Raw genomic sequence first — 24844 nt, forward strand, 5'->3', positions numbered from 1 at the left:
ACGCAACTGCAGACGCAGATTCGTTGCCCCGGGTCCCAACGGATGGCCTCAGACAAGGAACTCGCCGACTTCCTGGCGGGCGTCGAAAGACGCGCGTTCAAGCAGACCGTGTACACCGTTCGCGATGACGACGCGGCGCTGGACGTCGTCCAGGAGGCGATGATCAAGCTGGCCGAAAAGTACGGCGACCGGCCACCCTCCGAGCTTCCGCTTTTATTCCAGCGTATTCTCCAGAATGCGACGCACGATCATTTTCGTCGCCAGAAGGTGCGCAACACCTGGATCAGCCTGTTTTCGTCCTTCGGCAACGCCGACGACGACGAATTCGACCCGCTCGAAACCTTCGAATCCGGAGACGGCGCGGTCGGCAGCGAAAGCAGCGAGAACCAGCTGGAGCGCGAGCAGGTCCTCAATCTGATCGACGCCGAGATCCAGAAACTGCCCGCGCGTCAACGAGAAGCTTTTCTCATGCGTTACTGGGAGGACATGGATGTCGCCGAGACGGCCGCCGCGATGGGTTGCTCCGAGGGCAGCGTGAAGACACATTGCTCCCGCGCTACGCACGCTCTCGCTCAAGCCCTGAAAGCCAAAGGGATCACGCTATGAGTTCCGCACTTGAAACGAAGGAAAACGAGTTTGCGCTGAAGATCGCCCGCGCACTCGATGAAAACACCGCCGGTCTTCCCACTGCCACCGTCGACCGGCTGCGGGACGCCCGCCGCGCGGCGATCGCCCGCAAGAAGCCCGAGAAAGTGGCCGTGGCCATCAGCGCACCCGCGTTCACGCCGGCCTTGGCCGGCGCGGGCGCCACGCTGACCAGCGGCGGCTCCGGCGAGGAACGCCGCACGCGCGGCCTGTTCGCGCGGCTGGGCGGCCTGGGTCTTGCGTGGCCGCTGGCGGCCCTGATCATCGGCATGGCCGGCATCGCGTACTGGGAAGACCAGCAGCGGCGCGCGGAACTGGCCGAGATCGACGCCGCCATGATGAGCGACAGCCTGCCCATCGACGCCTATCTGGACCACGGCTTCAACGCATACCTGACGCGCAATCACTAAGCACTGAACCAGCAGCACTGAACCAAGCGGGGGAATTTTCGGGTGAGTTACAAGCGCGGTCTCGCGATTGTCTTTGGTTGCGCGATTGCGGGACTGGTCGCGTTCGCCGCAACCTATCCGCGCTTCTACTCCGCTACTCCCGCCGCGCCCTCGGCCGCCGCCACGCCGGTAGGCGGTTCGGCCACGTCGCCGGACGGCAGCGCCGCGGCGCCCGCCTCCACCAGCCCGCTTTCCTGGAATCATCTCACCGACGCGCAACGCGTCGCGCTCGCGCCGTTCGCCACGCAGTGGGACTCCTTCTCCGACGAACGCAAGCAGAAGTGGCTCAAGATCGCCTCGCGGTTTCATCGCATGTCGCCGGAGGCGCAGAAGCATCTGCATCAGCGCATGGAAGAATGGGTGCGCCTCACGCCCGACCAGCGCAAGGTCGCACGCGAAAACTACCAGGTGTCGAAATCGGTGCCGCTGGAGAAGCGCGAGAAGGCCTGGGACGCCTACCAGAAGTTGTCCGAGGAGCAGAAGAAGAAGCTGGCGGCGAGCGAGCGCACGCGCCGCGGCAATGTCGTTTCCGCGCCGCCCACCGGCAAGACCGAAGTGAAGGACATCAACCGGATCGTCACCGCGCGCGAACAGGGTCACGCCGGCGCTCATCCGGAAGGCGGCTCGGCGGCGTCAGCCACCGCGGCGGCCGCGTCTGGCGCACCCGCCCAGCCGGCCATTCCGAATGCCGCGAGCATCGCGCCGGCCACGCCCATTCCCGTGTCGCCGCAACAGGCGCCTTCGATGTACAACGGCTCGTGAGCGGCTCGTGAGCGCCCCGCCCGTAAGCCCCGCCGCCGACCCGCTGCGAGCGCCCACGCTGCGCCGGCGGCTCGCCACGATGCTCTACGAGAGCGTCATCCTGTTCGGCGTGGTGTTCATCGCCGGTTATCTGTTCAGCACGCTCACGCAGCAACGCAACGGCCTCACGCATCACAACTGGCTGATGGCGTGGATCGGCATCGTGCTCGCCGCGTATTTCGTGTACTTCTGGACCCACGGCGGCCAGACCCTGCCGATGAAAACCTGGCGCCTCAAGCTCGTCGATACGCGCGGTCAGCCCCTTCGGCCCGGCCGTGCCTTCGCGCGCTACGTGCTCGCTTGGCTCTGGTTCCTGCCGCCGCTCGCGCTGCATCCGCTCTTCTCCCTCGCCGTGCCCCAGACGCTCGCGGTCTTCGCCGCGTGGATCGTCCTGTGGGCCGCCGCCGTGCGCCTCGATCCGGCGCGGCAGTTCCTGCATGACCGGCTCGCCGGCACGCGCATCGTCACAGCCCAGGCTGTTGTCAAGTAATAAGAACTTCTCGTGACTGTCACGGCTCGGTAATGGCCGCATGGCGCAATGCGCATACCGAAACCCGATGCGCGAGCCAATGGCCTACCACTCGTCTGTCCGCCCGGCAATCGAGCCGCCTGTTGAACTGACGTCGTTCCCTCTTCGCTTCGGCAACGGCGAGTTTCGCGCCGGACCCACCCTGCGTTCCGAATCCACCGACTCACCGCCCTCCGCCTCGGCCGGCGCGTCGTCGGGCCATGTCGATCCGCGTCTCGCATCGTCCCGCCACGAGGACGATAGCGACGACTCCACCGACGCGCCCCAGCGCTATCGCACCATCTGGCTGTCGGACATCCATCTCGGCTCCGGCGGCTGCCAGGCGCCTTATCTGCTCGACTTCCTGCGCCATCACGAGTCCGAGTACCTGTACCTGGTCGGCGACATCATCGACGGCTGGCAGTTGCGCAAGGGCTGGTTCTGGCCGCAGGCGCACAACGATGTCGTGCAGAAGATCCTGCGCAAGGCGCGCAAGGGCACCCAGGTCATCTACATTCCCGGCAATCACGACGAAGCCGCGCGCCAGTTCTGCGACCTCGCGTTCGGCGACATCCACGTGCGCGGCGAAGCGTTCCACACGACGCTCGCCGGCAAGCGCCTGTGGATCGTGCACGGCGATCTCTTCGACGGCGTGATCCAGCATGCAAAGTGGCTCGCCTATCTCGGCGACACCGCCTACACGATGATCCTGCTGCTGAACCGCTGGTTCAATCGCGTGCGCACGAAGTTCGGCTTCAATTACTGGTCGCTGTCGCAATACCTGAAGCACCAGGTGAAGAACGCCGTCAACTTCATCTCCCAGTTCGAGAAGGTGATGACCGACGAAGCGCGTCGCCGCGGCTGCGACGGCGTCGTCTGCGGACACATCCACAAGGCCGAGATCCGCGACATCGACGGCGTTCTCTACTGCAACGACGGCGACTGGGTCGAGAGCCTGTCGGCGCTCGTCGAGACTTACGACGGTGAACTGAAGATCGTCTACTGGACCGTCATGCGCTCGCCTTCGCAGCGCGCCACGCGGGCGCGCGCGACGGTCTGAACTCCGCGCCGAAACCTTCAAGCGACATCAACTCAGGGCCGAACCGATGAAAATCATGATCGTTACCGACGCATGGCAGCCGCAGGTCAACGGCGTCGTGCGCACGCTCACGCAGACGACGAAGGAACTCACCGCGCTCGGACATCGCGTGGAGTTGCTCACGCCGCTCGAATTCCGGACGATTCCCTGCCCCACGTACCCTGAAATCCGCCTCTCGCTGATGCCGGGCCGCCGCGTCGCGGAGCGCATCGACGCGTTCGAGCCGGATGCGCTGCACATCGCAACGGAAGGCCCGCTCGGTCTCGCCGCACGCGCTTATGCGAAGCGTCACAAGCTGCCTTTCACGACGGCCTATCACACGCGATTCCCCGAATACGTGAAGGCGCGCTTCGGCATTCCGCTGGCGCTGACGTATCGCTTCCTGCACTGGTTCCACAAGCCGTCGCAGGCGGTCATGGCGCCCACGCCGGTGGTGCGCAGCGACCTCGAACGCTACGGCTTCACGAACGTCGTGCTGTGGACGCGCGGCGTCGATCTCGACATCTTCCAGCCGATGGACTCGAAGGTCCTCAACACCGCGCGGCCGATCTTCCTGTATGTAGGACGCGTGGCGGTGGAGAAGAACGTCGAGGCGTTCCTCAAGCTCGACCTGCCCGGTTCGAAGTGGGTGGCGGGCGAAGGTCCGGCGCTCGCCGAGCTGAAGTCGAAATACACCAACGTGAACTACCTCGGCGTGCTGTCGCAGCCGGAACTGGCGAAGGTCTACGCCGCCGCCGACGTCTTCGTGTTCCCGAGCCGCACCGACACCTTCGGCCTCGTGCTGCTCGAAGCGATGGCCTGCGGCACGCCGGTCGCGGCCTATCCGGTGACGGGTCCGATCGACGTGCTCGGCACCGAAGGTCCCGGCGCGCTGAACGACGACCTGCGCGAAGCCTGCTTGCAGGCGCTGAAGATCGAGCGCAGCGATGCACGCGCATGGGCCGAGCGCTTCTCGTGGCGCGCGGCGTCGGAACAGTTCGCCTCGCATCTGCGTCATTTCGGACCGCGCGCGACCTCCGAGCAGGCGGCCGCATGACGCGACGCGCGGCGCCGCGGGAACATGCCGAAGCGAACGCGTCCGTACGCGATCCGTTCGACGACGAAATCGACGACGACCGGGACGACACGTCGAACCCGCTCAACGGCGCGAACGGCGCGAATGGCGCAAGCCCACCGACCCGCGAACCCCTGAGCCCCGACGACCTGCCCTTCAATCCGTACAAGGGCAATCGCGGCGTGACGCGCGCGTGGCACGCGATGAAGAACTCGCTGTACGGTTTCCAGGTCGCGATTCGCGAGGAAAGCGCGTTTCGCCAGGAACTGACGCTCGCCGCGATCCTGCTGCCGTGCAGCCTGTTCGTGCCGGTCGCGCCGGTGGAACGCGCGGCGCTGATCGCTTCGGTGCTGCTCGTGCTGATCGTCGAGCTGCTCAATTCGAGCGTCGAGGCGGCCATCGATCGCATCTCGCTCGAACGTCACGAACTCTCGAAGCGCGCGAAGGATCTCGGCAGCGCGGCCGTGATGGTCGCGCTCGGCACTTGCCTGATCACGTGGGGACTGATTCTCTGGCCGCTTGCATCCGCGTGGTTCGCGCGTATCGTGTAACGGAGGGACTGCCGCGCGGCGCACGTCCGGTGTGGCCGAACGGCCGGTTTATAATCGTCCGACATTCTCAGTAACAGCAACGGAAGCCGCGCGCGAATGCTCATTCCGAGCCGCAGGCCCGCTGCCAAGGTCGGACGACATGGAAGCCAAACCACCCCGCCGCACGCGCGAACGGATACTCGAGCTGTCGCTGAAACTGTTCAACGATATCGGCGAGCCGAACGTCACCACGACGACGATCGCCGAGGAGATGGAAATCAGTCCGGGCAACCTGTACTACCATTTCCGCAACAAAGACGACATCATCAACAGCATCTTCGCGCAGTTCGAGCAGCAGATTCAAAAGCGGCTGCGCTTTCCGGACGACCATCGTCCGACCATCGACGAGATGTGGTCGTATCTGCAATACATGGCGGACTTCCTCTGGACGTACCGTTTCCTGTATCGCGATCTCAACGACCTGCTGGCGCGCAACCGCACGCTCGAAACGCACTTCAAGCAGATCATCACGCACAAGGTGCGCTTCGCGAGCCGTCTGTGCGAAGCGCTGGTCGCCGATCAGGAAATGGTCGCGACGCCCGAGGAAATCCAGGTGATCGCGACCAACATGGGCGTCATCGCCACCTACTGGCTGTCGTACCAGTACGTGATGAACCCGCGCAAGTACAACGACCAGGAAGCGATCCGCGCGGAGCTGCATCAGGCGAGCCAGCACATCATCTCGATCATGGCGCCGTATCTGCGCGGCCGCTCGCGCCAGCTGTTCGACGACCTCGTTTCGGGCAAGCTGCCGAAGCGCGAGTTCGCCGACTTCCGCGCGCCGCGCGACGAAACACCCGCGCCGCTCCCTGCGGCGAAGAACGAAACCAAGGATTCCAGGCAATGAAAGCAGTATGTGTCTATTGCGGCTCCGCGAGCGGCGCCCGCCCCGTCTATGCCGAAGCAGCCAAGGCCTTCGGCCGGGCACTCGTGAAGAACGATCTCGCGCTCGTCTATGGCGGCGGACGCGTCGGCCTGATGGGCCTGATCGCGGATGAAGTGCTCGCCGCCGGCGGCCGTGCGGTCGGCGTGATTCCCGAACTGCTGCTCGCGAAGGAAGTGGGCCACACCGACCTGACGGAACTGCACGTCGTGCCCGACATGCACGAGCGCAAGAAGATGATGGCGGATCTCTCGGACGCGTTCGTCGCGATGCCCGGTGGCGTCGGCACCTTCGAGGAGTTCTTCGAGGTCTATACGTGGGCGCAACTCGGTTATCACCAGAAGCCGGTCGGCCTGCTCGACGTGAACGGCTACTACGATCCGCTGATGGCGATGCTGCGTCATACCGTCGAGGAAGGCTTCATGCGCGCGCCCTATCTCGACATCATCCAGGTCGCGGCCGGGCCGGACGAAATGATCGCGAAGCTCGCGGCCTACACGCCGCCCGTGCACGACAAGTGGGCCCAGAAGCGCGACGCCGTCTGAACGTTCCAACTCAAGGGGAAGCCGTCCGATGTCCAAAGTCATCCTGATTACCGGCGGCAGCCGCGGCATCGGCCGCGCGGCGGCGGTGCTCGCCGGCCGGCGCGGCTGGTCCGTCGGCGTGAACTATGCGTCCAACGCCGCTGCTGCCGAGGAAACCGTCGCGGCGGTCAGCGCGGCGGGCGGCAAGGCGCTCGCGATTGCGGGCGATGTCAGCGACGAAGCCTCCGTCATCGCCATGTTCGACGCCACCGAGCAAGCCTTCGGCCCGCTCGACGGCGTGGTGAACAACGCGGGCATCGTCGCGCCCGGCTCCGCGCTCGCCGACATGGACGTGGCGCGCATGAAGCGCATCTTCGACATCAACGTGCTCGGCGCGTACCTGTGCGCGCGCGAAGCGGCGCGGCGCCTGTCCACCTCGCGCGGCGGCCGCGGCGGCTCGCTGGTGAATGTGTCGTCGGCGGCGGCAAGGCTCGGCGGACCGAACGAGTATGTCGATTACGCAGGCTCCAAAGGCGCCATCGATACCCTGACGCTCGGGCTCGCGAAGGAACTTGGCCGCGAAGGCGTGCGCGTGAACGCGATCCGCCCCGGTCTCATCGACACCGAGATCCACGCGAGCGGCGGCAAGCCGGATCGTGCGCACGTGCTGGGCGTGCAGACGCCGATCGGACGCGCGGGCACGGCGGAGGAAGTGGGTGAATCGATTGTCTGGCTGCTGTCGGACGAGTCGTCGTACGTGACCGGCGCGATTCTCGACGTCACCGGCGGCCGCTAAGCCGCGGCGTTCAGAAGCCGCCGTGCGCGGCGAGCCAGGCTTCTTCCTCGGGCAGCGTCGCGCGTCCGAGAATGCGGTTGCGATGCGGAAAGCGCCCGAAGCGCGCGATCACGTCCGCATGCCGTTGCGCCGCTTCATGAAAGGACGAGATGCCGGTCTCGTCCATCAGCTGCTTGAAGAGGCGCAGCGCTTCGTGCTGGCTCGGCATCGATTCGTCGTGCTCGAAAGGCATGTAGGCGAACGCGCGGTGCCAGGCGCTCGGCAGCCGCATGTCGTCGCCGTTTGCCACCAAAGTCCGCGCCAGTGACAGCGCGCGGGCATCGCCGGCGAACGCGCGCGGCGTGTTGCGAAAGCAGTTGCGCGAGAACTGGTCGAGCAGCACGATCAGCGCGAGCATCGAAAGCGGCGCGCGCTCCCATTCACGCAGGCCTTCTTCATGCGCACTCGCCAGCAGTGCGCCGAAGCGCTCGGTGAGTTGCGCGTCGAACGCGCGCTTTTTTTTCCACCACAGCTTGCGATCGGTGCCGAACTCGGCCGAACCCGGCGCGCCGAACCACATGTCGAGCACCGACTGCGCGCGCGGATCGATTTCGTCCGCCACGTTCAGGCGAGTTCCAGCACGAGTCGCCGCGTGCGCGCGCTCTTCTTCTCCAGCTTCGCGATACGCAATGCGCCGATTTCGTTCGTGTTGCGCACATGCGTGCCGCCGCACGGCTGCAAGTCCACCTCGTCGATGCGCAGCAGCCGCACGCGGCCGAGGCCCATCGGCGGCTTCACGCTCATCGTGCGTACGAGTTCGGGGCGCGCGGACATTTCGTCGTCGGTGATCCATTCGGTGCGCACATCATGCGCGCCGCCGATCAACGCATTCAGCTTCGCTTCGACCGCTTCCCGCTCGATCGGCTCGACGGTCGCGAGATCGAGGCGCGCGTAGTCGGTCGTGATGCTGCAGCCGTCCACCGGATACGGCAGCACCGCGCAGATCAGATGACTCGCCGTATGCAGGCGCATGCGCCGGTAGCGCTGCGCCCAGTCGATTTCCGCCGTCACCGTGTCGCCGACCTTCAGGCCGGCCAGCGCCGCTTCCTGATCGGGCGCCGGGACGTGGACGGCATCGTCCGGCGTGGCGCCTTCGAACTTCGCCTTGCGCGTATCGGCGATGACGATCGTCGTGCCGTCCGCAAGTGTCAGCGTGCCCGCATCGCCCGCCTGACCGCCGCCGAGCGGATAAAACACGGTTTGATCGAGCTGGATGCCCTGCTCGTCGATGGCGGTGATCCTCGCCTCGCAGTGCGTCAGATATGCGTCCTCGCGGAATAGCGCGCGTGTGCCCATGATCGTGCTTCCTTGCTGTATTCGGGGATGAGACGCCTGAGCGCCTGCGAGCGGACATGATGCAGCACACCCTGCGCAATCGAACCGATACAAAAGCCAGCGATTCAACCGGGACGGTTGCGCATCCAGTCGGCCGTGTCGAAGAACGACGTGAGCAGCCGCTCGCGCAAGCCTTCGTCGAGGCCGATGTCTTCCATCGCCCAGGCCATGCAGCGCAGCCATTGATCGCGCTCGCTCGACGCGATGGCAAACGGCAGATGCCGCGCCCGCAGTCGCGGATGGCCGAAACGGCTGACGTAGTGATCCGGTCCGCCCATCCAGCCGCACAGGAACCAGAAGGTCTTGTTGCGCGAATTGTCGAGCGTCGGCGGATGCAGCGCGCGGATGCCCGCGAACTCGGGTTCGAGGTCCATCAGGTCATAGAAGCGGTCGACGAGCGCACGCAGGCGCTCTTCGCCGCCGATCAGCTCGAACGCGGTCGGCTGCTGGACTTCGTCTTCGGGAGAAGGTGACGAGGAGGAATTGACTTCGGTCATTGCTTGGGAACCGGTGAAACGCTAGGCATCGCGCAGCGACTGCAACGCGGGACGCGCGAGCACCCGCCGCAGGCTCAGCCAGCCGCTCAGGCCCGCGCAGGCGACGCCCGCGACCACGCCCGCCGGCACGAGCCACGGATTGAAATCGATGTGAAATTCGAACACGCGCGCGGCCAGCACATAGCCGATGCCCTGCGCGCCGAGCGCCGCCATCAGGCCCGACAACGCGCCCACGGCGACGAACTCCGCAATCTGCACCGCGCGCACTTGGCCGTGCGACGCACCGAGCGCGCGCAGCAGCGCCGACTCGCGCACGCGTTCGTCGCGCGTGCCGGCGAGCGCGGCATACAGCACGAGCACACCCGCCGCGAGCGTGAAGATGAACAGGAACTGCACAGCGCCGATCACCTGCGCGAGCGTGCGATGAATCTGCGCGAGGATCGGCGCGACATCGATGGCCGTGACGTTCGGATAGCGCGCGACCAGCCCGTCGATCATCCGCTGTCCGCTCTCGGGCAGATGAAAGCTCGTGATGAAGGTGGCGGGCAGATCCGCGAGCGCTTCGGGCGGCATCAGCACGAAGAAGTTGACCTTGAACGAATTCCAGTCGACCTTGCGCAAGCTCGTCACCGGCGCTTCCACCGGCAGCCCGGCGACGTCGAAACGCAGCATGTCGCCCTCTTTCACGCGAATCGTCTTCGCGATGCCCTCTTCGATCGACACCTGCGGCTTCGCATCCGTGCCGAACCACGTGCCCTGCGTCACGCGGTTGTCGTCGGGCAGCTGGGTGGTATAGGACAGGTTGAATTCGCGATCGACCAGGCGCTTCGCATCGGCCTTGTCGTAGTTGTCGGGATTCACCGGCTTGCCGTTGATCGACACGAGCCGCGCGCGCACCATCGGCGACAGCACGGCGGCCGGCTGGCCGTGCGTGTGCAGGTAGTCGAGCACGCCGGCGCGCTGGTCCGGCTGGATATCGATGAGGAACTGGTTGGGCGCGTCGGGCGGTGTGGCGTCGCGCCAGCCCTTGATGAGATCGTTGCGCGTCATGCCGATCAGCAACAGGCACATCAGCCCGATGCCGAGCGCGGTGATCTGCAGTGCGCTCGAGCCGCTGCGCCGTTCCAGCGACGCCAGCGCGTAGCGCCAGCCCACGCCCGCCCGGCTGCGCTCGCGCCGCACGAAGCGCGCCGCGGCCCAGAGCGCCGCGCGCGCGATCGCGCCGAACACGAGCAAGCCCGCCGCGAAGCCGCCCGCGACGATGCCGCCGAGCTTCCACTCGCCCGCCGCGACGATCAGCAGCGCCGCGAACAGCAGCACGCCGACGCCGTAGGCCGCATGCGCGACCCGCTGCGCATCGCCGAGTTCGCGGCGGATCACGTGGACCGGCGGCACGCGCGTGATCGGCAGCAGTGGCGGCAGCGCGAAGCCGAGCAGCAGCACGAGCCCCATCGCGATGCCTTGCAGCGCGGGCCATGCGCTGGCCTGCGGCAATTCGACATCGACGAGCGAGCCGAGCCAGTTCAGCAGCACGAGATGCCCGCCGAAACCGAGCACGACGCCCGTCACGCTGCCGATCACGCCGATCGCCAGGAATTCGTTCAGGAACAGCAAACGCAGCGTGCGCTGGCTGACGCCGAGACAGCGCATCGCGGCGCAGCCGTCGAGATGGCGGCGCGCGAAACGATGCGCGGCCATCGCGATGGCGACCGCCGCGAGCAGCGCGGTCAGCAGCGACACGAGCGTGAGGAAGTGGCTCGCGCGGTCAATCGTCTGGCGCACCTGCGGCTGCCCGTCCGACAGCGATTCCAGGCCGACGCCGCGCAGCTTGCCGCCGTCCACCTGGTCGCGCGCGAATTTTGCGAACCGTTCGACCTCGTCGTCCGGCCCCGCCACCAGCAGGCGATACGTGACCCGGCTGCCATAGCCGTTCAGGCCGGTGCCCGCGATTTCGTCGGCACGCATCATCAGGCGCGGCGAGAAGTTCACGAACGAGAAGCCGCGATCCAGCTCACGCGTGATGACACCCGCCACCGTGAAGGTGCGCGTGCCGACCTTGAGCGTGCCGCCGACCTTCGTCTTGAGGGCATCGAGCAGCGCGGGATCGGCCCAGACCGTGCCCGGCGCGGGAATGCCATGCGCGGGGGCGTCGGGCGCATCGACGGCGGGCGCGATGCGCAGCGCCCCGCGCAACGGATAGCCGTCGGTCACGCCCTTGATCGCCGCGAGCCGCGAGGCAGGCTGCGCCGCTGTCGAGCTGATCATGCTGGGGAAAATCGTGGTGCCCGCCGTCTCCAGTCCGAGCGACTGCGCTTCACTGGCAAATTTCGCATCGACGGGATGATCGGCGCGCACGACGAAATCGGCGGCGATCATCTGGCGGCCGTCGCGGGCCAGCCCCTGGCGCATGCGATCGGCGAGAAAGCCGACGCTCGACAGCGCGGCAACCGCCAGCACCAGCGCAAGCAGCAGCATGGTCAGCTCGCCCGCGCGCCAGTCGCGTGCGGTCATGCGCCATGCCTGGCGCATCAGCGGCACGAGGCCGAGCCGCACGGGAGCGTGCGCCGCGCCGGCCTTGGGTGTGACGTGGGAAGAGTTGGAACCGGGTTTCGCTGCGGAGCTCAATCGTGCTTGCTCCGCAACCGGTCGATACGCGCATAGGTGCCGGGCAGCATGTGCTTGGCCATGCGCGACACGCCGCCGTGCACACCACGCGCGAGCCTCGGCAAGGCCCAGCCCGCGAGCACGAGGAACACCAGCACAAGGATGAGGAACAGCAGCGGCACGAACAGCGCGAGCGTGATGCCCGCGAGCGCGCCGACATCCTCGGTGGTCGAGGCGGCCCAGTTCGACACCGGTTCCGGCGAGAGATTGATGAGCGCGCGGGTGCCCGCCTTGGCGAAATGCGATGCGCCGGCGAGCGTGCCGCCGGCCAGTGCCGCGATGGTCAGCATGGCGGGATCGGCGTGACCGAGCGCGCCGGCCGCAAGCACCGCGCCCGCCGGAATGCGAATGAAGGTGTGGACCGCGTCCCACAGGGAATCGACGGCGGGAATCTTGTCAGCGAGAAATTCGACGACGGTAAGCACCGCCGCGACGCCGATGACCCACGGGGAACTGAGAATGGCGAGGGAATCCGGCAGGTGGACGAGGCCCATGCGCTGGAACATCCCGGCGATGAAGACCGTCAGGTACAGGCGCAGCCCGCTCGCCCATGACAGGCCCGCCGCGAGCGAAAGTGACTCAAGCATTGCCGCCTCCCTTGATGCTGCCTGCCGAGGTTCGCCGCTGGCGGGCGATTGACCGGCTGAAAATTGCGGTCTTTCCGGGGATGATGAAAAAAACGCCGCCTGCCGGATTGAAGCCGTGCGGCCCGATCATGCGATAGCGCAATGGCGCATCGGGCGGCGCACAGAAGACAGGAATCGGACGAAAACCGGTTGACCTCAGACCATTATATCCACGCAAAACCACGCGGTGCAGCAACAACCCAAGCGATCGGCGTTCCCGGTGCGCCGGCGCACGGCCGCGCCGGCCGTATTTTCAATGCCCTGACGAGAGCTTGAGGCCGATCAGCCCCGCGACGATCAGCACGGCGCTCAGCACGCGCGCCGCCGTGAGCGCCTCGCCCATGAACACGATGCCGAACACGAAAGCGCCGACGGCGCCGATACCCGTCCAGACCGCGTAGGCCGTGCCGAGGGGAAGTTGCCGCATGGCCATGGCGAGCAGCACGAAGCTGCCGGTGGCGGTGACGAGGGTGAAGACGGACGGCCACAGCCGGGTGAAGCCTTCGGAGGTCTTGAGGCCGGCGGCCCAGGCGACTTCGAGCAGGCCGGCGATGAACAGCAGAATCCAGGACATGGGGTGACTCCCTTGAAAGCGGGGCCGTCCCCGGTGGAAACGATGCGCAGGCGGTCGTCCGCCCGGCCTTGAAACGAAGCCCGGATTTTACCAAAGTGGTGCATGGCTCGCCGGCGACCGCGCCAGATCGCCCGTCCGGTTGACGCCGCGCCCGACCTCCGTCATCAAAAACGTGTATTAATCACGGAAGCCAGGAACAACCTGCCGGCGCCCGCGCGCGGCGTCGGGTCGCGCCACCCGTCTCAGGAATGCCTCAAAAGGAGCGTTCATGCATGTCGATTCGGTCCTGCTGTCCCGTTTCCAGTTCGCCTGGGTCGTCGCGTTCCACATTCTGCTGCCGGCGTTCACGGTTGGCCTGTCCTGCTTCATCGCCACGCTCGAATTCAACTGGTGGGTGACGAAGCGCGACGTCTACCGCCGCCTGTCGGCGTTCTGGCTCAAGATCTTCGCCGTGTCGTTCGGGATGGGCGTCGTGTCGGGCCTCGTCATGCCGTTCCAGTTCGGCACCAACTGGAGCCGTTTCTCCGACGCCACCGCCAATGTGGTCGGCCCGCTGATGGGCTACGAGGTGCTGACGGCGTTCTTCCTCGAATCGGCGTTTCTCGGCGTCCTGCTGTTCGGCCGCAAGCTGGTGCCGCAATGGGCGCACGTCATGTCGGCGGTGTTCGTCGCGGCGGGCACGGTGATTTCGTCGTTCTGGATTCTCGCCGTGAACAGCTGGATGCAGACGCCGCAAGGCCATCGCATCACGCCCGACGGCCGTTTCGAGGTGGTCAGCTTCTTCGACGTCATCTTCTCGCCCTCGTTTCCGTACCGGCTGAGCCATACCGTGAGCGCGTTCCTCGTGACGACCGGCTTCGTGATTCTCGGCGTCGGCGCGATGTACCTGCGGCAGCGGCGCGCGCTCGAGGAAAGCCGCGTGATGGTGAAGATGTCGCTGATCTTCCTGATCATCATGGTGCCGATCCAGATGGTGCTCGGCGACTCGCACGGCCTCAACACGCTGAAGCACCAGCCCGCCAAGCTCGCCGCGATGGAAGGCCTGTGGGAATCCGGCACGCGCATTCCGGCCAATATCTTCTCGATCCCCGATCAGGATGAGGAGCGCAATCACTTCGAGATCTCGATTCCGGTCCTGGGCAGTCTCTATCTGACGCACGATCCGAACGGCTACGTGCGCGGCCTGAAGGATTTCCCGCGCGAGGACCGGCCGCCCGTCGCGGTGGTGTTCTTCGCGTTTCACATCATGGTAGGCATCGCGCTGCTGATGTTCGCGCTCGTGCTGTGGGGCATCGTGCTGTTCGCGCGCGGCAAGGTGGAGACGAGCACGCGCTGGCTGCGCTGCGCAACCTGGTCGATGCCGGCGGGTTTCATCGCGGTGATCGCCGGCTGGACCACCACCGAAGCGGGCCGCCAGCCGTGGACCGTGTACGGCCTGCTGCGCACCAAAGATTCGGTGACGCCGTCCCTGACCGCCGCCGATGTCGGCCTTTCGTGGCTGCTTTACGTGCTGGCGTATCTGGTGATCTTCGGCGCGGGCTTCTTCCTGCTGCGCCGGCTGGTGCGGGTCGGACCGGCGGAAGTGGCGCATGCGCACGAGAAGGACGAGCTCGACACGAAGACGCGCGCCGCACGGCCGCTCTCGGCGGTGTCGGCGGGTGGGAGCAGCGCGACGCGTCCGGTGCGTGAGGACGATATCGTCCCGCCGGGCCGCGGCCGCTCCTGAAGCGCCGCCGGACGCATCATCAAGAACCGAACCGGAGAACCCGATGCTCGATCTCGTGCCCCTGTGGGCCGCCATTCTCGCGCTGGCGGTATTCATGTACGTGCTGCTCGACGGCTTCGATCTGGGCGTCGGCATCATGTTCCTGCTGCGCCGCGACGGCGAGTCGCGCAACCTGATGATCAACTCCGTCGCGCCGGTCTGGGACTTCAACGAAACCTGGCTGATCCTCGGCGGCGGTGGACTCTTCGCGGTGTTTCCGCTGGCTTTCGCGATCATCGTGCCGGCCGTCTATTTCCCCATTCTGTTCATGCTGCTGGGCCTGATCTTCCGCGGCGTCGCGTTCGAGTTCCGCGAGGTGATCGGCGCGCGCAAGCGGCTGTGGGATGGCGCGTTCGGCGTCGGTTCGCTGGTCGCCACATTCTCGCAGGGCATCGTGCTCGGCATGTTCATCCAGGGCTTTCCGATCGAAGGCCGGGTCTACGCCGGCACCAGCTGGAACTGGGTCGCGCCGTTTCCGCTCCTGACCGGCGTCGGCATGATCTTCGGCTATGCGCTGCAAGGCACGACCTGGCTCGTGCTCAAGACCGAGGGGGAATTGCAGGAGTGGGGACGGCGCATGGCGCGCTATGCGCTGATCGGCGTGATTGCGTTCATCCTGCTCATCAGCCTGTGGACGCCGCTCAAGGATGCGCGCATCGCGGCGCGCTGGTTCGATTTTCCCTACAGCTTCGTGTTCGCGCCGGTGCCGGTGCTGACCGTGCTGCTCGCGTGGACGCTGTGGACGAGTCTCGCGAGGGGCCGCGAAGTCACGCCGTTCCTGTGTTCGATGGGGCTGTTCTTTCTCGCCTTCACCGGCCTCGTGATCAGCCTGTGGCCATTCATCGCGCCGCCGTCGGTGACCTTGTGGGATGCCTCGACGGCGCCGCTCTCGCAGCAGTTCCTGCTGATCGGCACGATGTTCCTGCTGCCGGTGCTGATCATCTACGTGGTCTGGTCCTACTGGGTGTTTCGCGGCAAGGTGCGTGGCGACATGGGCTACCACGCCGAATGATCAGAGCTTCTGCTGGGTCGCCAGCGTAAGCAGCCGCGCCCACTGGTGCGCCTGCGCGCGATCGCGCATCGGCAAGGTCCACTCGCCGTGCTGCGCGTCGCGCACGTCGAGCGCGACCTGCCAGGCACCGCCGCCCGCCGGCTCCAGCATGCGCGCGCCGCGCAGGTCCGCGAAGATGTAGCTGCCGCGCGCCTCGCCCACGCGCACGTCGCACAGGCGCTTGCCCGCCGCCAGCCGCACGCCGCCCCACTCGGCCTTGAGTTCGTGGGTCCAGTCGCCGTGCTCGCCGCGGCTCAGGTTCGGCGCAATCTCCCGACGGCTCGCGCGCCAGCGCATCAGCCCCGCCGCGATGAGCGCCAGCACGACCACCGCCGCGCCGATGGCCGCACCGAGGCCGAAGTGGGCGTGAATGGCATCGAATGACCAGATCGCGCCGTAGATCAGCAGGCCGACAACGATCAGTCCGACGACGATAGGCATGGCGGCTCCGGTGCGTTCAGATCAGAAAACCGCAGTGCTTCACTGCGCCTTGTGCTTCGCGTTCCAGTCGCGCAGCGCCTGCAGCGTGTTGCTGACGTGCTGGTCCGGCGACAGGCTCGTGTACTCGTAGATGACCTTGCCGTCCGGCGCGATCACGTACGAGACGCGATTGGCCATCGTGCTCTTCATGGGCATCGAGGCGTCGTACGAGCGGATGATCTTCGAATCGGCGTCGGCGGCCACGGGAAACTTGCTGCGGCATTCGCTGACGGAGAACTGCTTGAGCGTGTCGATGTTGTCGTGCGACACGCCGATGACCGTCGCGCCTTCTGCCTTGTATTGATCGACCGCTTCGGCGAACTCGTGCGCCTCGATCGTGCAGCCCTTGGTGAACGCGGCCGGATAGAAGTACAGCACCACCGGGCCTTTCTTCAGCGCGTCAGCGAGCGAGTAGTCGTACACGTTGCCGCCGAGCGAGGCCTGCGCGGTGAAGTTGGGCGCGGCATCGCCGGGCTTGAGCGTCGCGGACGCGGTGAGCGGCTGGAGCGCGGCCGCGCAGGCGATGGCCGCCGCCCACATGCGGGCGCCACGCGCCGTCCGGTTGAGAGACTTGCTGTTCATGCGCGCTCCTTGCGGTGAATGTCGATGAAATGGGTGCGCCGCGCGCGCGCGTCACGCGTCGCCGGTGTCCTCGTCCAGACGATGCTCGGCGAACCAGGCCGCCGCCTCCACTTGCAGCTTCGCCAGCATGGCAGGCGTGAGCGCGTTGAGGCCGGGTTGCGCCAGGCGGCTCGCGTCGATGGCGGGCGCATCGCCCCGCTCCGCCGCCCGCGCGACGCCGAGCAGCGTGCCGAGCGGACCCACGCCCGCGAGGATCGCGGTGCGGATCTCGGCCGCCAGATGGAGCTTATCGAGAATCTCCGCCGGCTGCATGTCGAGCACGACGTGCACCAGCGAAAAGATGCCGGTCATGTAGGCGGCGTCGGCGAGCGCTTCGTCGCCGGGGCGCAGCACGCCGGCCGCGAGTTCCAGGAAGCGCGCGCGGGTGCCCACGAGTTGCAGCAGCGGGTCCGAGCGCCACGGCAGCCCGCTGCCGTCCGCATAGAGCAGCAACTGCGCCCAGCGCATCAGTTGGCGGGTGCCGACCGCCGCGATCGCCTCGCGCAGCGACGACACGCGCCGCCCGCGCGTCTGCGCGCTCGAATTGGCGAGGCGCATCAGCTGCACGACGATATCCGGGTTGCGCTTGAGTTCGGTTTCGAGTTCGCGCATGCCGGGTTCGCCGGCGAGCACGGTCATCAGCCGGAGCAGCGCGCCGCGCGCCGGGCTGGCGCGCCGCGCCGACAGCACCTGTGGCCGCGCGAAGAAATACCCCTGGAACAGATCGAAACCGAGCTTCCTGGCCTGCGAGAAGTCCTCGTGTGTCTCGACCTTCTCGGCCACCAGCTGCTTGCCCTGCAGTTTCACCGCCGCCGCCAGTTCCGGCAGATGCGCGCGATCGGCGGCGAGGAAATCGACCTTGACGATGTCGACCGAGGGCAACGCCTCGAGCAGTTGCTCGTCCAGCCGCACGACGTCGTCGAGCGCAAAGCGGAAGCCCGCCTTGCGCAGCTGCGCGCAGCGCTTGAACAGCACGTCGTCGAAGGTGATGTTTTCGAGCAGCTCCAGCACGAAACGCTGCGGCTGCATGATGTGCACGATGTCGTCGAACAGCAGTTCGCGGCTCATGTTCACATAGCCCGGATACGGCCCGAGCACCGCCGGCACGCCGATTTCCCCCACCGTACGGGCGACCACGTGGGCGGTGGCCTGCACGTCGTCGTGGACGCGCGCGCGGTTGTCGGGACTGTCGCGGAACAGCAGTTCGTAGGCGACCAGCGCGCCGTCGCCATCGAGAATGGGCTGGCGGCCCACGTAGACGCTCTGGCCTCGCCGGCCCAGTATCGAGCGCCTCAGGAACGAATCAGGCATGTCGGGAACCGCGCTTGAGCGTGCCGGAGCGCGAACCTTGCCGCAGGCGTGTCTGATGGATGCGTGAAGGCCGGTCTGACGATCCGGGCTCGAGCCCGAACCGGCAGCGAAAGGAAGTCGATCATGAGGCGAACGGAAGCTGGGAATTCACAACGCGGCGATGGCTGGCCGTGGGCGGAGTAACCGTTTGCTGCAGAAACCGCGCCACTGTAACCGATAACGCGAACATACATAATATGAAACTTGATATCGACAATCGCTGGACAACTCTTTAGGGCCAGCATGATGTGTGGCATTTGGATGACTTGTTAAAGAAACAGCCACCTGGGCCGATAACTCGCCTGATAAAGCGTGCCGCGCCCGTTCCGGCACACCCCCGGCGGCAGACGCGAGCCCTGCGTGAGCGCGCCGTCCTTGCCGGACACGCGCGCCGCCGCCCGAACCCCATTGAAATCATGCAAGCGAACCGGATCACCGCCTCCCGCCGCGCACCGTGGCGCATCGCGCTCGATGCGCTGTCACGCGCCTGGGGAAGTGCCGCGCGCGAGCGCCAGGAACACGCCGCGCCGGCCGAAGCGCCGCTGGCCCCCGCGGCCATGAACACCGACGCACGTGCCGCCGTACCTGCCACCGCATCAGTCACCGTAGAAGTGCCCCACGCCACGCCCGTTTCACCGGCGCCCGAAGCCATGCTCGGCGCCGTCGATTTCCTCGCCCAGCTCGACGACGCGTTGCGCTTCCAATATGTGTCGGACGCGAGCATCGAGTTCATCGGTTATCACCGCGACTACCTGAGCATGCTGACCCTGCACGATCTCGTCGCCTCCGAGGAGGCCGACGAACTGCATGCGCTCGTCGCCCGGGCGCGCGCGAGCGGCCGGCTCGAGTCGGCGGTGCTGACGGTGGTCAAGTCGCTGACCTATCCGATCTGCGTCGAGCTGCGGCTCATCTCGACGGCCGGGCGCGGCACGCCGGGCTTCGCGCTGGCCGCCTTCGACGTGTCCCACTGGCGCGAACGCGAGGCCGAGCTCAACCATCGGCTGCATCACGACCCGCTGACCGGACTCGAGAACCTGACCGCGCTGAAGACCGCGATCGGCGCGGCGCAGGCCGAAGCCGAGGCGATGCGCACGCACGCGGGTCTGGTGCTGCTGGACATCGACGACTATCAGCGCATCAACCGCGCCCTCGGCTACGACGCCGGCGACGAACTCCTGCGCGAAACGGCGCGCCGCGTCCAGCACACGGCGAGCCACGGCGAGCGCGTCGCGCGCGTGGCCGGCGACGAATTCGCCGTGCTGCTGCCGCCCGGCACCACGCCCGAACTCGCCGAAGCGCTCGGGCGCCGTCTTCTTACCGCGATCGCGCAGCCGTACCGGCATCGCGGGCAGCATACGCACTTGTCGGCGAGCGTGGGCGTCGCGCTGTATCCGGACCAGACGGGCAAGAACGCGCGCAGCAACGTGCAGACGAGCCTGCTGCGCATGGCCGATCACGCGCTCGCGCAAGCCAAGGAAGCGGGCGGCAACGCGCTCGTGTTTCACACGCTCGACGACAACCCCGCCGACGCCGAACGCCTTAAGCTGGAAGCCGACCTGTACGAAGCCGTGCGCAACGGCGAGTTCTCGCTCTACTTCCAGCCGATCACGAAGATCCTGACCGGCGCGGTGGTGGGCGTGGAGGCGCTGATGCGCTGGAATCATCCGGTGCACGGACTGGTGCCGCCCTCGACCTTCATTCCGCTCGCGGAATCGATCGGCCTGATCAACTATCTGGGCAACTGGGTCCTGAAGGCCGCCTGCATGCAGATCGTGCAGTGGGACGCGATCGGCATCCGGCTCGACTATGTCTCGGTGAACGTGTCGCCGCAGCAGTTCCGCGACAAACGCTTCACGGCGGCCGTGCAGGAGGCGCTGGCGCTCACCGGCATCGACGCCCGGCGGCTCGTGTTCGAAATCACCGAGAGCCTGCTGATGCACGATCCGGAAGAAGCGACGGGCCTGCTGGAGGCGCTGACCGCGGTCGGCATCCGCTTCGCCGTCGACGACTTCGGCACCGGCTATTCGAGCCTCGCCTATTTGCAGCGTTTTCCGCTTTCCAAGCTCAAGATCGACCGCAGCTTTGTCGAGAACATTGTTACCTCGCGCAACAACCGTGCGATCGTCGGCGCCGTGGTCGGGCTCGCGCAATCGCTCGGGCTCGAACTGGTCGCCGAAGGGGTCGAGACGGAAGCGCAGCGCGATCTGCTGGCCGAGCTCGGATGCGATCACATCCAGGGCTGGCTGATCAGCCATGCGCTGCCGTCGGACGAACTGGCCCGCTCTTTCCAGTCGAACTCGCTGGTGTTGTACGAGGCATGAAGCGCGCCCCTTTGTTCGCGTTCCGATTGAGGAACGCGCCGTAACCCCCTAATAACGTGTAAATTTCGTTATCGGGTGCTGGGATTGTAGGTGCTGGACCGCCTCGGGATAGCCGTCGCGTAACGCAGGGTTCTTATTTTTAGCAATGGCACGCACCAAGGCCGAACTATTGGACAAGTTGTGGTCGCGCATGAGCGAGCGCGGGGATTTCCCCATGCTCTCGCAGGCGCTGCGCTCGACCGTGTCCGCCATGAGCGATGACGACCTCGACTTCACGTCCCTCGTGCAAGTCGTGCTGTCGGACGTCGGCCTCACGCAGAAGGTGCTGCGCCTCGCCAATTCCGCGATGTACGTCGCGTTCGGCGGCAACATCACCACCGTCACGCGCGCGCTGATGGTCCTCGGCATGGACGCCGTCGGTCATCTCGTGGTGGGACTGAAGATCGTCGACCACTTTCATCAGAGCGCGCCGCGCCGTATCGACGCCAAGCTGGAACTCAACCGCACCCTGCTGTCCGGCGCGGTCGCGCGCCAGCTCACAGAACACAAGGATTTGCGCTCCGCCGAGGAAGCCGTGGTCTGCACGCTGATGCGGCAGATCGGCAAGCTGCTGGTGGCGTTCTACCTGGAACACGAGTGGGATCAGCTGCGCCGCAAGGCCGCGTCGGAAAACATCCCGGACAGCGCGGCGTGCGCGGCGCTGCTGGGCGTGACCTTCGATGAAATCGGCCTCGAGGCCGCCGACCGCTGGCGCCTGCCGGAGACCATCCGCGAAGGCATGCGCGCCACCGACCCGAACGCGCCCGTCGATGAAACCGTGCCGAAGCACGTGCGCTGGCTGCGCGCCATCTCGAACTATTCCACCGAGGTCGCCGACGCCCTCACCGCGCAGAACGTGGCGTCGGAAGGGCGCGAGTCGGTGGTCTTCGACATCTCCAGCCGCTACGCCGGCGCGCTCAACACCGACGCCGAACTCCTCACCTCGATGAGCCTCGCGCTCGCCAGCGAGGAAGCCAGCGACGGCGTGATCCGCGAGATCTCCGAACTGCAGGCCAACGCCGACGCCATGGCGCGCGCGAAGATTTCGGCGGAGGCGCGCATCGGCGCGAGCATTGAGGATTTACGCGCGCTGCCGACCCGGAATGCGCTGGGGCCGGCGCTCGCGCTGGTCTCCGAATCGATCATGGCGAGCCTGCATCTGTCGCGCACCGTGGTCTTCGTGCGCCAGGCCAACAACGAATTCCATGCGCGGCTCGGGCTCGGCAGCGGCGTCGAGCCGATGTTGCCGGCACTGCGCTTCTCCGCCGACTTCCGGCCCGACGTATTCCATCTCGCCATCAGCAATCCGGTGGGCATCTTCATCGAGAACGCGCACGACGCCCGCATCGACGCGCGCCTGCCGCGCTGGTACAAGGAGACGCTCGGCGAAGCGCAGGCGTTCGTGCTGCTGCCGGTGAAGTCGAACGATTCCACCATCGCGCTCATCTATGGCGACTGGACGCATCCGCAGCACGTGCGCAAGATCTCGCCCCCTGAAATGAGCGCGCTGAACGGCCTCACGAAAGAACTGAGCCGCTTCTTTCTCGGCGCCAACTGGAAGGAAGTCGAGCTGATCTGAAGCGGCTTCTCTCTCCGGACGCGCGTTATTCCCTTTTCAGGATCGCCACGGCCTGCTCGCCGTATCGCACGACATAGCCGCCGTGGGCGCGCTGCCAGTCGAGCGCTTCCGCCTCGTTCGCAAACCAGTTCTTCTCGAAGTCGTTGAACGCGCCGGCGTCGAGCCGGTAGCGGTCGATGACCGCATCCGGCTGCGTGTCGATCGCGGCCTTGCACGCGTCCCAGTTCGCGTAGCCCAGTTCGGCGGCGATCAACGCAAGCAGGTGTTTCAGTTGCAGGTCCGCGCGCCGCGCGTGGAGCTGAGCGAGGCCGCCGGCCGGCAGGATGCGCGCCGCGAGCAGGCGGCGCAGCACCGGCATGGACGCGCTCGTGTCGCCGTCGCGGGCGAGGCGCAGCAGGCGTCGCGCGTGTTCGCGCAGGTAGTTGCCATGGGATGCGGGGGCAGCGATGGGACAGGATGTAGACCACATGACGTTGTTCCTTTATGGCGCCGTTCTCGCTGCGGCTGAAAAGGTTCGACGTTGCGGTTCGATCCAGGGTGACGGTACGTCGTGGTCAGGTGCGTAGGACTTTCGCGAGAACGGGCGCCCTGCCGCGCCCGTCCGCGATTCTATCGTGCTTTTTGTTCCACCGGCCGCGTCAGGCCAGCTGGAATTTGCCGACCAGCGCCTTGAGCGCGCGCGCCTGGTCGTCGAGCGATTGCGCGGCGGCCGCCGCCTGCTCCACCAGCGCCGCGTTCTGCTGGGTGCCGGCGTCCATCTTCGAGACCGCGTCGCCGATCGACTCGATGCCCGTCTTCTGCTCGGCCGACGCCGCCGAAATCTCGCCCATGATGTCGGTGACGCGGCGCACCGCGCGCACGACCTCTTCCATTGTCGTGCCGGCTTGCTGCGCGTAAGTGGAGCCGTCGGACACGCGCGACACCGACGTGTCGATCAAGCCCTTGATCTCCTTCGCCGCCGACGACGAACGCTGCGCCAGGCTGCGCACCTCGCCCGCGACGACCGCGAAGCCGCGTCCCTGTTCGCCCGCGCGCGCCGCCTCGACGGCTGCGTTCAGCGCGAGGATGTTGGTCTGGAACGCGATGCCCTCGATCACGCCGATGATGTCGCCGATGCTCTTCGCGCTCGCATCGATCCGCTGCATCGTCTCGACGACGCGGTTCACCACCGCGCCGCCCTTCTCCGCGATCTCCGACGCGCTCTGCGCCAGCGTGCTCGCCTGCATGGCGTTGTCGGCGTTCTGACGCACGGTCGAGGTGAGCTGCTCCATGCTGGTCGCGGTCTTTTCCAGCGCGACCGCCTGTTCTTCCGTGCGGCGCGACAGGTCGACGTTGCCGGTCGAGATCTCACTCGATGCCGAAGCGATCGCCTCCGCGCTGGCTGCGATGTCGCCGACGGTCGCCGAGAGGCCGGCCCGCATGTCGGCGAGCGCGTGCAGCATGCTGTCGTCGTCGCGGCGCCGGAGCCTGATTTCGTGGGCCAGGTCGCCCGCCGCGATGCGCCGCGCGATGTCCTTCGCGTAAGCAGGTTCGCCGCCGAGCTGTCCGGCGAGCCGCCGCACGACCCATTCGGAGACGCAGATCGCGAGCGCGCACAGCGCGAGCGTCAGCACGGACACCATCACGAACGACGAATGGAAGATGAACGCGGCGGCATCGATGGTGGCGCGCGCAGCGGCGCCCCGACGCGCGACGAGTTCGTCGACGCGCTTTTCGAGCTTGCCGGTCTCGACCAGCAGCGACACGTCCTGCGTGCCGACCTGCCAGTTCATCTGCGACAGATCGAGCGGCTGTTCCTTCACGAGCTTGACGAAGGTGCGCAGGTTGTTGCTCCAGGTGCCGACGGCGCCGGCGAAGGCCTTCTGCTGCGCGAGTGCGTCGTGGTCGCCGTGATCGACATACTGCGCCAGTTGCGCCTGTTCCCGGCCGATGCCCGCAAGCGCCTGCTCGATTTCCGCGCCGAGGTCGTCGCGCTCCTTCGCGGTGCTGGCAGTGAGCAGCATCTTCTGCGAGCGGCTCGCGCGCAGCAGATAGCCACGCGTTTCCTCGGCGGCGCGGCTCGCGACATAGCCCTGCGTGTAGATCGATTCGGTCGAGCCGTTGAGGCGGCTGATCTGGGTCAGCGCCAGTGCGCCGATGACGAGCGTGCCCGCGAGAACCACGCCGAACGCCAGCCTGAGCGACGCCTTGACGGACAATCCGCGTGGCTGGGCCGTGGCCGTGGAGGATGCGCGCTGGGCGCCCGCCGGAAAGCCCGCGGTCCGTGCGCCGCGTAGCGAAAACAGTTTCATCGATTGAATCCCCGCTGATGGTCTGCGGACGGTGCCGTCGTGTGGCGCGTCCGGTTCTGGTCCCGCCGGTAGTACGGCAGTTGGCCGGCTTTCTTGAGCCGAGCTTCTACGGATAGCGAACAGGCGTTCGCTGCCGCTTCATACGGTTATAGCGTGCCAAAAATGCTTTTTGTCAGCAGAATGATCGATTGCGGTGCATCAAGCTGTCTGATTCGCGACAAAGCTTGGCAGGACAACGCATCGGGGACAGCCTACACTTGTCA

General features: G+C 66.6%; 26 protein-coding genes. 14 read left to right on the top strand and 12 right to left on the bottom strand.

Translation table 11 applies throughout. From position 1 onward, the window contains the following. The first annotated feature begins 42 nt into the window (after positions 1-42). The 10 genes from QCE69_RS09130 (at position 43) to QCE69_RS09175 (ending at position 7349) form a co-directional block, all read left to right on the top strand. A complete protein-coding gene (locus QCE69_RS09130; RefSeq protein WP_309901837.1) occupies positions 43-606 on the top strand; it encodes an RNA polymerase sigma factor in 564 nt (187 codons plus the stop codon). Next, a complete protein-coding gene (locus QCE69_RS09135; protein WP_309917123.1) occupies positions 603-1055 on the top strand; it encodes a DUF3619 family protein in 453 nt (150 codons plus the stop codon). Before QCE69_RS09130 ends, QCE69_RS09135 begins: the two co-directional genes overlap by 4 nt. 42 nt (positions 1056-1097) lie before the next feature. Beyond that, entirely contained in the window at positions 1098-1856 is a 759-nt protein-coding gene (locus QCE69_RS09140) for a DUF3106 domain-containing protein (RefSeq protein ID WP_309930377.1), read from the top strand. Positions 1857-1863: 7 nt separating this feature from the next. Then, positions 1864-2385: an RDD family protein gene (locus QCE69_RS09145; protein WP_309917130.1), complete on the top strand. Its 522-nt coding sequence runs from the start codon at positions 1864-1866 to the stop codon at positions 2383-2385. A gap of 67 nt (positions 2386-2452) precedes the next feature. After that, complete coding sequence (locus tag QCE69_RS09150) at positions 2453-3463, top strand: UDP-2,3-diacylglucosamine diphosphatase (protein ID WP_309917133.1); 1011 nt, start codon at positions 2453-2455, stop codon at positions 3461-3463. Positions 3464-3509: 46 nt separating this feature from the next. Then, positions 3510-4538 (top strand): glycosyltransferase family 1 protein, encoded by a 1029-nt coding sequence (locus QCE69_RS09155; RefSeq protein ID WP_309930379.1) that lies wholly within the window; start codon positions 3510-3512, stop codon positions 4536-4538. After that, positions 4535-5107 (top strand): diacylglycerol kinase, encoded by a 573-nt coding sequence (locus QCE69_RS09160; RefSeq protein ID WP_309917141.1) that lies wholly within the window; start codon positions 4535-4537, stop codon positions 5105-5107. Before QCE69_RS09155 ends, QCE69_RS09160 begins: the two co-directional genes overlap by 4 nt. A 139-nt stretch (positions 5108-5246) precedes the next feature. Then, positions 5247-5993: a TetR/AcrR family transcriptional regulator gene (locus tag QCE69_RS09165; protein WP_309808901.1), complete on the top strand. Its 747-nt coding sequence runs from the start codon at positions 5247-5249 to the stop codon at positions 5991-5993. Next, complete coding sequence (locus tag QCE69_RS09170) at positions 5990-6574, top strand: TIGR00730 family Rossman fold protein (protein ID WP_309808903.1); 585 nt, start codon at positions 5990-5992, stop codon at positions 6572-6574. Before QCE69_RS09165 ends, QCE69_RS09170 begins: the two co-directional genes overlap by 4 nt. 28 nt (positions 6575-6602) lie before the next feature. After that, complete coding sequence (locus QCE69_RS09175) at positions 6603-7349, top strand: SDR family oxidoreductase (protein WP_309930380.1); 747 nt, start codon at positions 6603-6605, stop codon at positions 7347-7349. A 10-nt stretch (positions 7350-7359) separates the two neighbouring features. Here QCE69_RS09175 and QCE69_RS09180 read toward each other — a convergent pair whose 3' ends face one another. The 7 genes from QCE69_RS09180 to sugE form a co-directional block, all read right to left on the bottom strand. Continuing rightward, positions 7360-7908: a DUF924 family protein gene (locus QCE69_RS09180; protein WP_309919768.1), complete on the bottom strand. Its 549-nt coding sequence runs from the start codon at positions 7906-7908 to the stop codon at positions 7360-7362. 44 nt (positions 7909-7952) lie between these two features. Further along, entirely contained in the window at positions 7953-8684 is a 732-nt protein-coding gene (locus QCE69_RS09185) for an alanyl-tRNA editing protein (protein ID WP_309930381.1), read from the bottom strand. Positions 8685-8788: 104 nt separating this feature from the next. After that, a complete protein-coding gene (locus tag QCE69_RS09190; protein ID WP_309930383.1) occupies positions 8789-9220 on the bottom strand; it encodes a group II truncated hemoglobin in 432 nt (143 codons plus the stop codon). Positions 9221-9241: 21 nt separating this feature from the next. Continuing rightward, positions 9242-11749 (bottom strand): ABC transporter permease, encoded by a 2508-nt coding sequence (locus tag QCE69_RS09195; RefSeq protein WP_409021201.1) that lies wholly within the window; start codon positions 11747-11749, stop codon positions 9242-9244. A 92-nt stretch (positions 11750-11841) separates the two neighbouring features. Then, positions 11842-12471: a DUF4126 domain-containing protein gene (locus QCE69_RS09200; RefSeq protein ID WP_309917151.1), complete on the bottom strand. Its 630-nt coding sequence runs from the start codon at positions 12469-12471 to the stop codon at positions 11842-11844. Continuing rightward, positions 12464-12709, bottom strand: coding sequence for a hypothetical protein (locus tag QCE69_RS09205; RefSeq protein ID WP_309917154.1), 246 nt, complete (start codon positions 12707-12709; stop codon positions 12464-12466). The genes QCE69_RS09200 and QCE69_RS09205 overlap by 8 nt, the downstream gene beginning before the upstream one ends. Positions 12710-12763: 54 nt before the next feature. Further along, a complete protein-coding gene (gene sugE / locus QCE69_RS09210; RefSeq protein WP_309808913.1) occupies positions 12764-13084 on the bottom strand; it encodes a quaternary ammonium compound efflux SMR transporter SugE in 321 nt (106 codons plus the stop codon). A gap of 268 nt (positions 13085-13352) precedes the next feature. On the opposite strand from sugE, the gene QCE69_RS09215 reads away from it, so the two are divergent. Together QCE69_RS09215 and cydB are read left to right on the top strand one after the other, a co-directional pair. Then, entirely contained in the window at positions 13353-14810 is a 1458-nt protein-coding gene (locus tag QCE69_RS09215; RefSeq protein ID WP_309917157.1) for a cytochrome ubiquinol oxidase subunit I, read from the top strand. A gap of 43 nt (positions 14811-14853) precedes the next feature. Beyond that, positions 14854-15861, top strand: coding sequence for a cytochrome d ubiquinol oxidase subunit II (gene cydB / locus QCE69_RS09220; protein WP_309930384.1), 1008 nt, complete (start codon positions 14854-14856; stop codon positions 15859-15861). Here the strand turns inward: cydB and QCE69_RS09225 are convergent, their stop codons facing one another. The 3 genes from QCE69_RS09225 to QCE69_RS09235 all read right to left on the bottom strand — a co-directional run bounded on the left by QCE69_RS09225 (position 15862) and on the right by QCE69_RS09235 (position 18312). Further along, on the bottom strand, positions 15862-16341 hold the full coding sequence (locus QCE69_RS09225; RefSeq protein WP_309917163.1) for a hypothetical protein: 480 nt from the start codon (positions 16339-16341) through the stop codon (positions 15862-15864). A 39-nt stretch (positions 16342-16380) separates the two neighbouring features. Next, positions 16381-16920: a peroxiredoxin gene (locus tag QCE69_RS09230; RefSeq protein ID WP_309919774.1), complete on the bottom strand. Its 540-nt coding sequence runs from the start codon at positions 16918-16920 to the stop codon at positions 16381-16383. 93 nt (positions 16921-17013) lie between these two features. Then, on the bottom strand, positions 17014-18312 hold the full coding sequence (locus QCE69_RS09235) for an EAL domain-containing protein (RefSeq protein WP_309930386.1): 1299 nt from the start codon (positions 18310-18312) through the stop codon (positions 17014-17016). Between the two features lie 455 nt (positions 18313-18767). Between QCE69_RS09235 and QCE69_RS09240 the strand changes: the two genes are divergently transcribed. Next, the gene (locus QCE69_RS09240; RefSeq protein WP_309930388.1) at positions 18768-20672 is read left to right on the top strand and encodes an EAL domain-containing protein; all 1905 of its coding nucleotides are present in this window, start codon (positions 18768-18770) and stop codon (positions 20670-20672) included. 145 nt (positions 20673-20817) lie between these two features. Further along, positions 20818-22290, top strand: coding sequence for an HDOD domain-containing protein (locus tag QCE69_RS09245; RefSeq protein ID WP_309930389.1), 1473 nt, complete (start codon positions 20818-20820; stop codon positions 22288-22290). A 25-nt stretch (positions 22291-22315) separates the two neighbouring features. On the opposite strand, the gene QCE69_RS09250 is transcribed toward QCE69_RS09245, so the two are convergent. Together QCE69_RS09250 and QCE69_RS09255 are read right to left on the bottom strand one after the other, a co-directional pair. Next, on the bottom strand, positions 22316-22759 hold the full coding sequence (locus QCE69_RS09250) for a hypothetical protein (protein ID WP_309917169.1): 444 nt from the start codon (positions 22757-22759) through the stop codon (positions 22316-22318). A gap of 169 nt (positions 22760-22928) precedes the next feature. Continuing rightward, on the bottom strand, positions 22929-24581 hold the full coding sequence (locus QCE69_RS09255; RefSeq protein WP_309917173.1) for a methyl-accepting chemotaxis protein: 1653 nt from the start codon (positions 24579-24581) through the stop codon (positions 22929-22931). Positions 24582-24844 lie beyond the last annotated feature (263 nt).

The organism is Caballeronia sp. LZ032 (assembly GCF_031451315.1).
GTDB lineage: Bacteria > Pseudomonadota > Gammaproteobacteria > Burkholderiales > Burkholderiaceae > Caballeronia.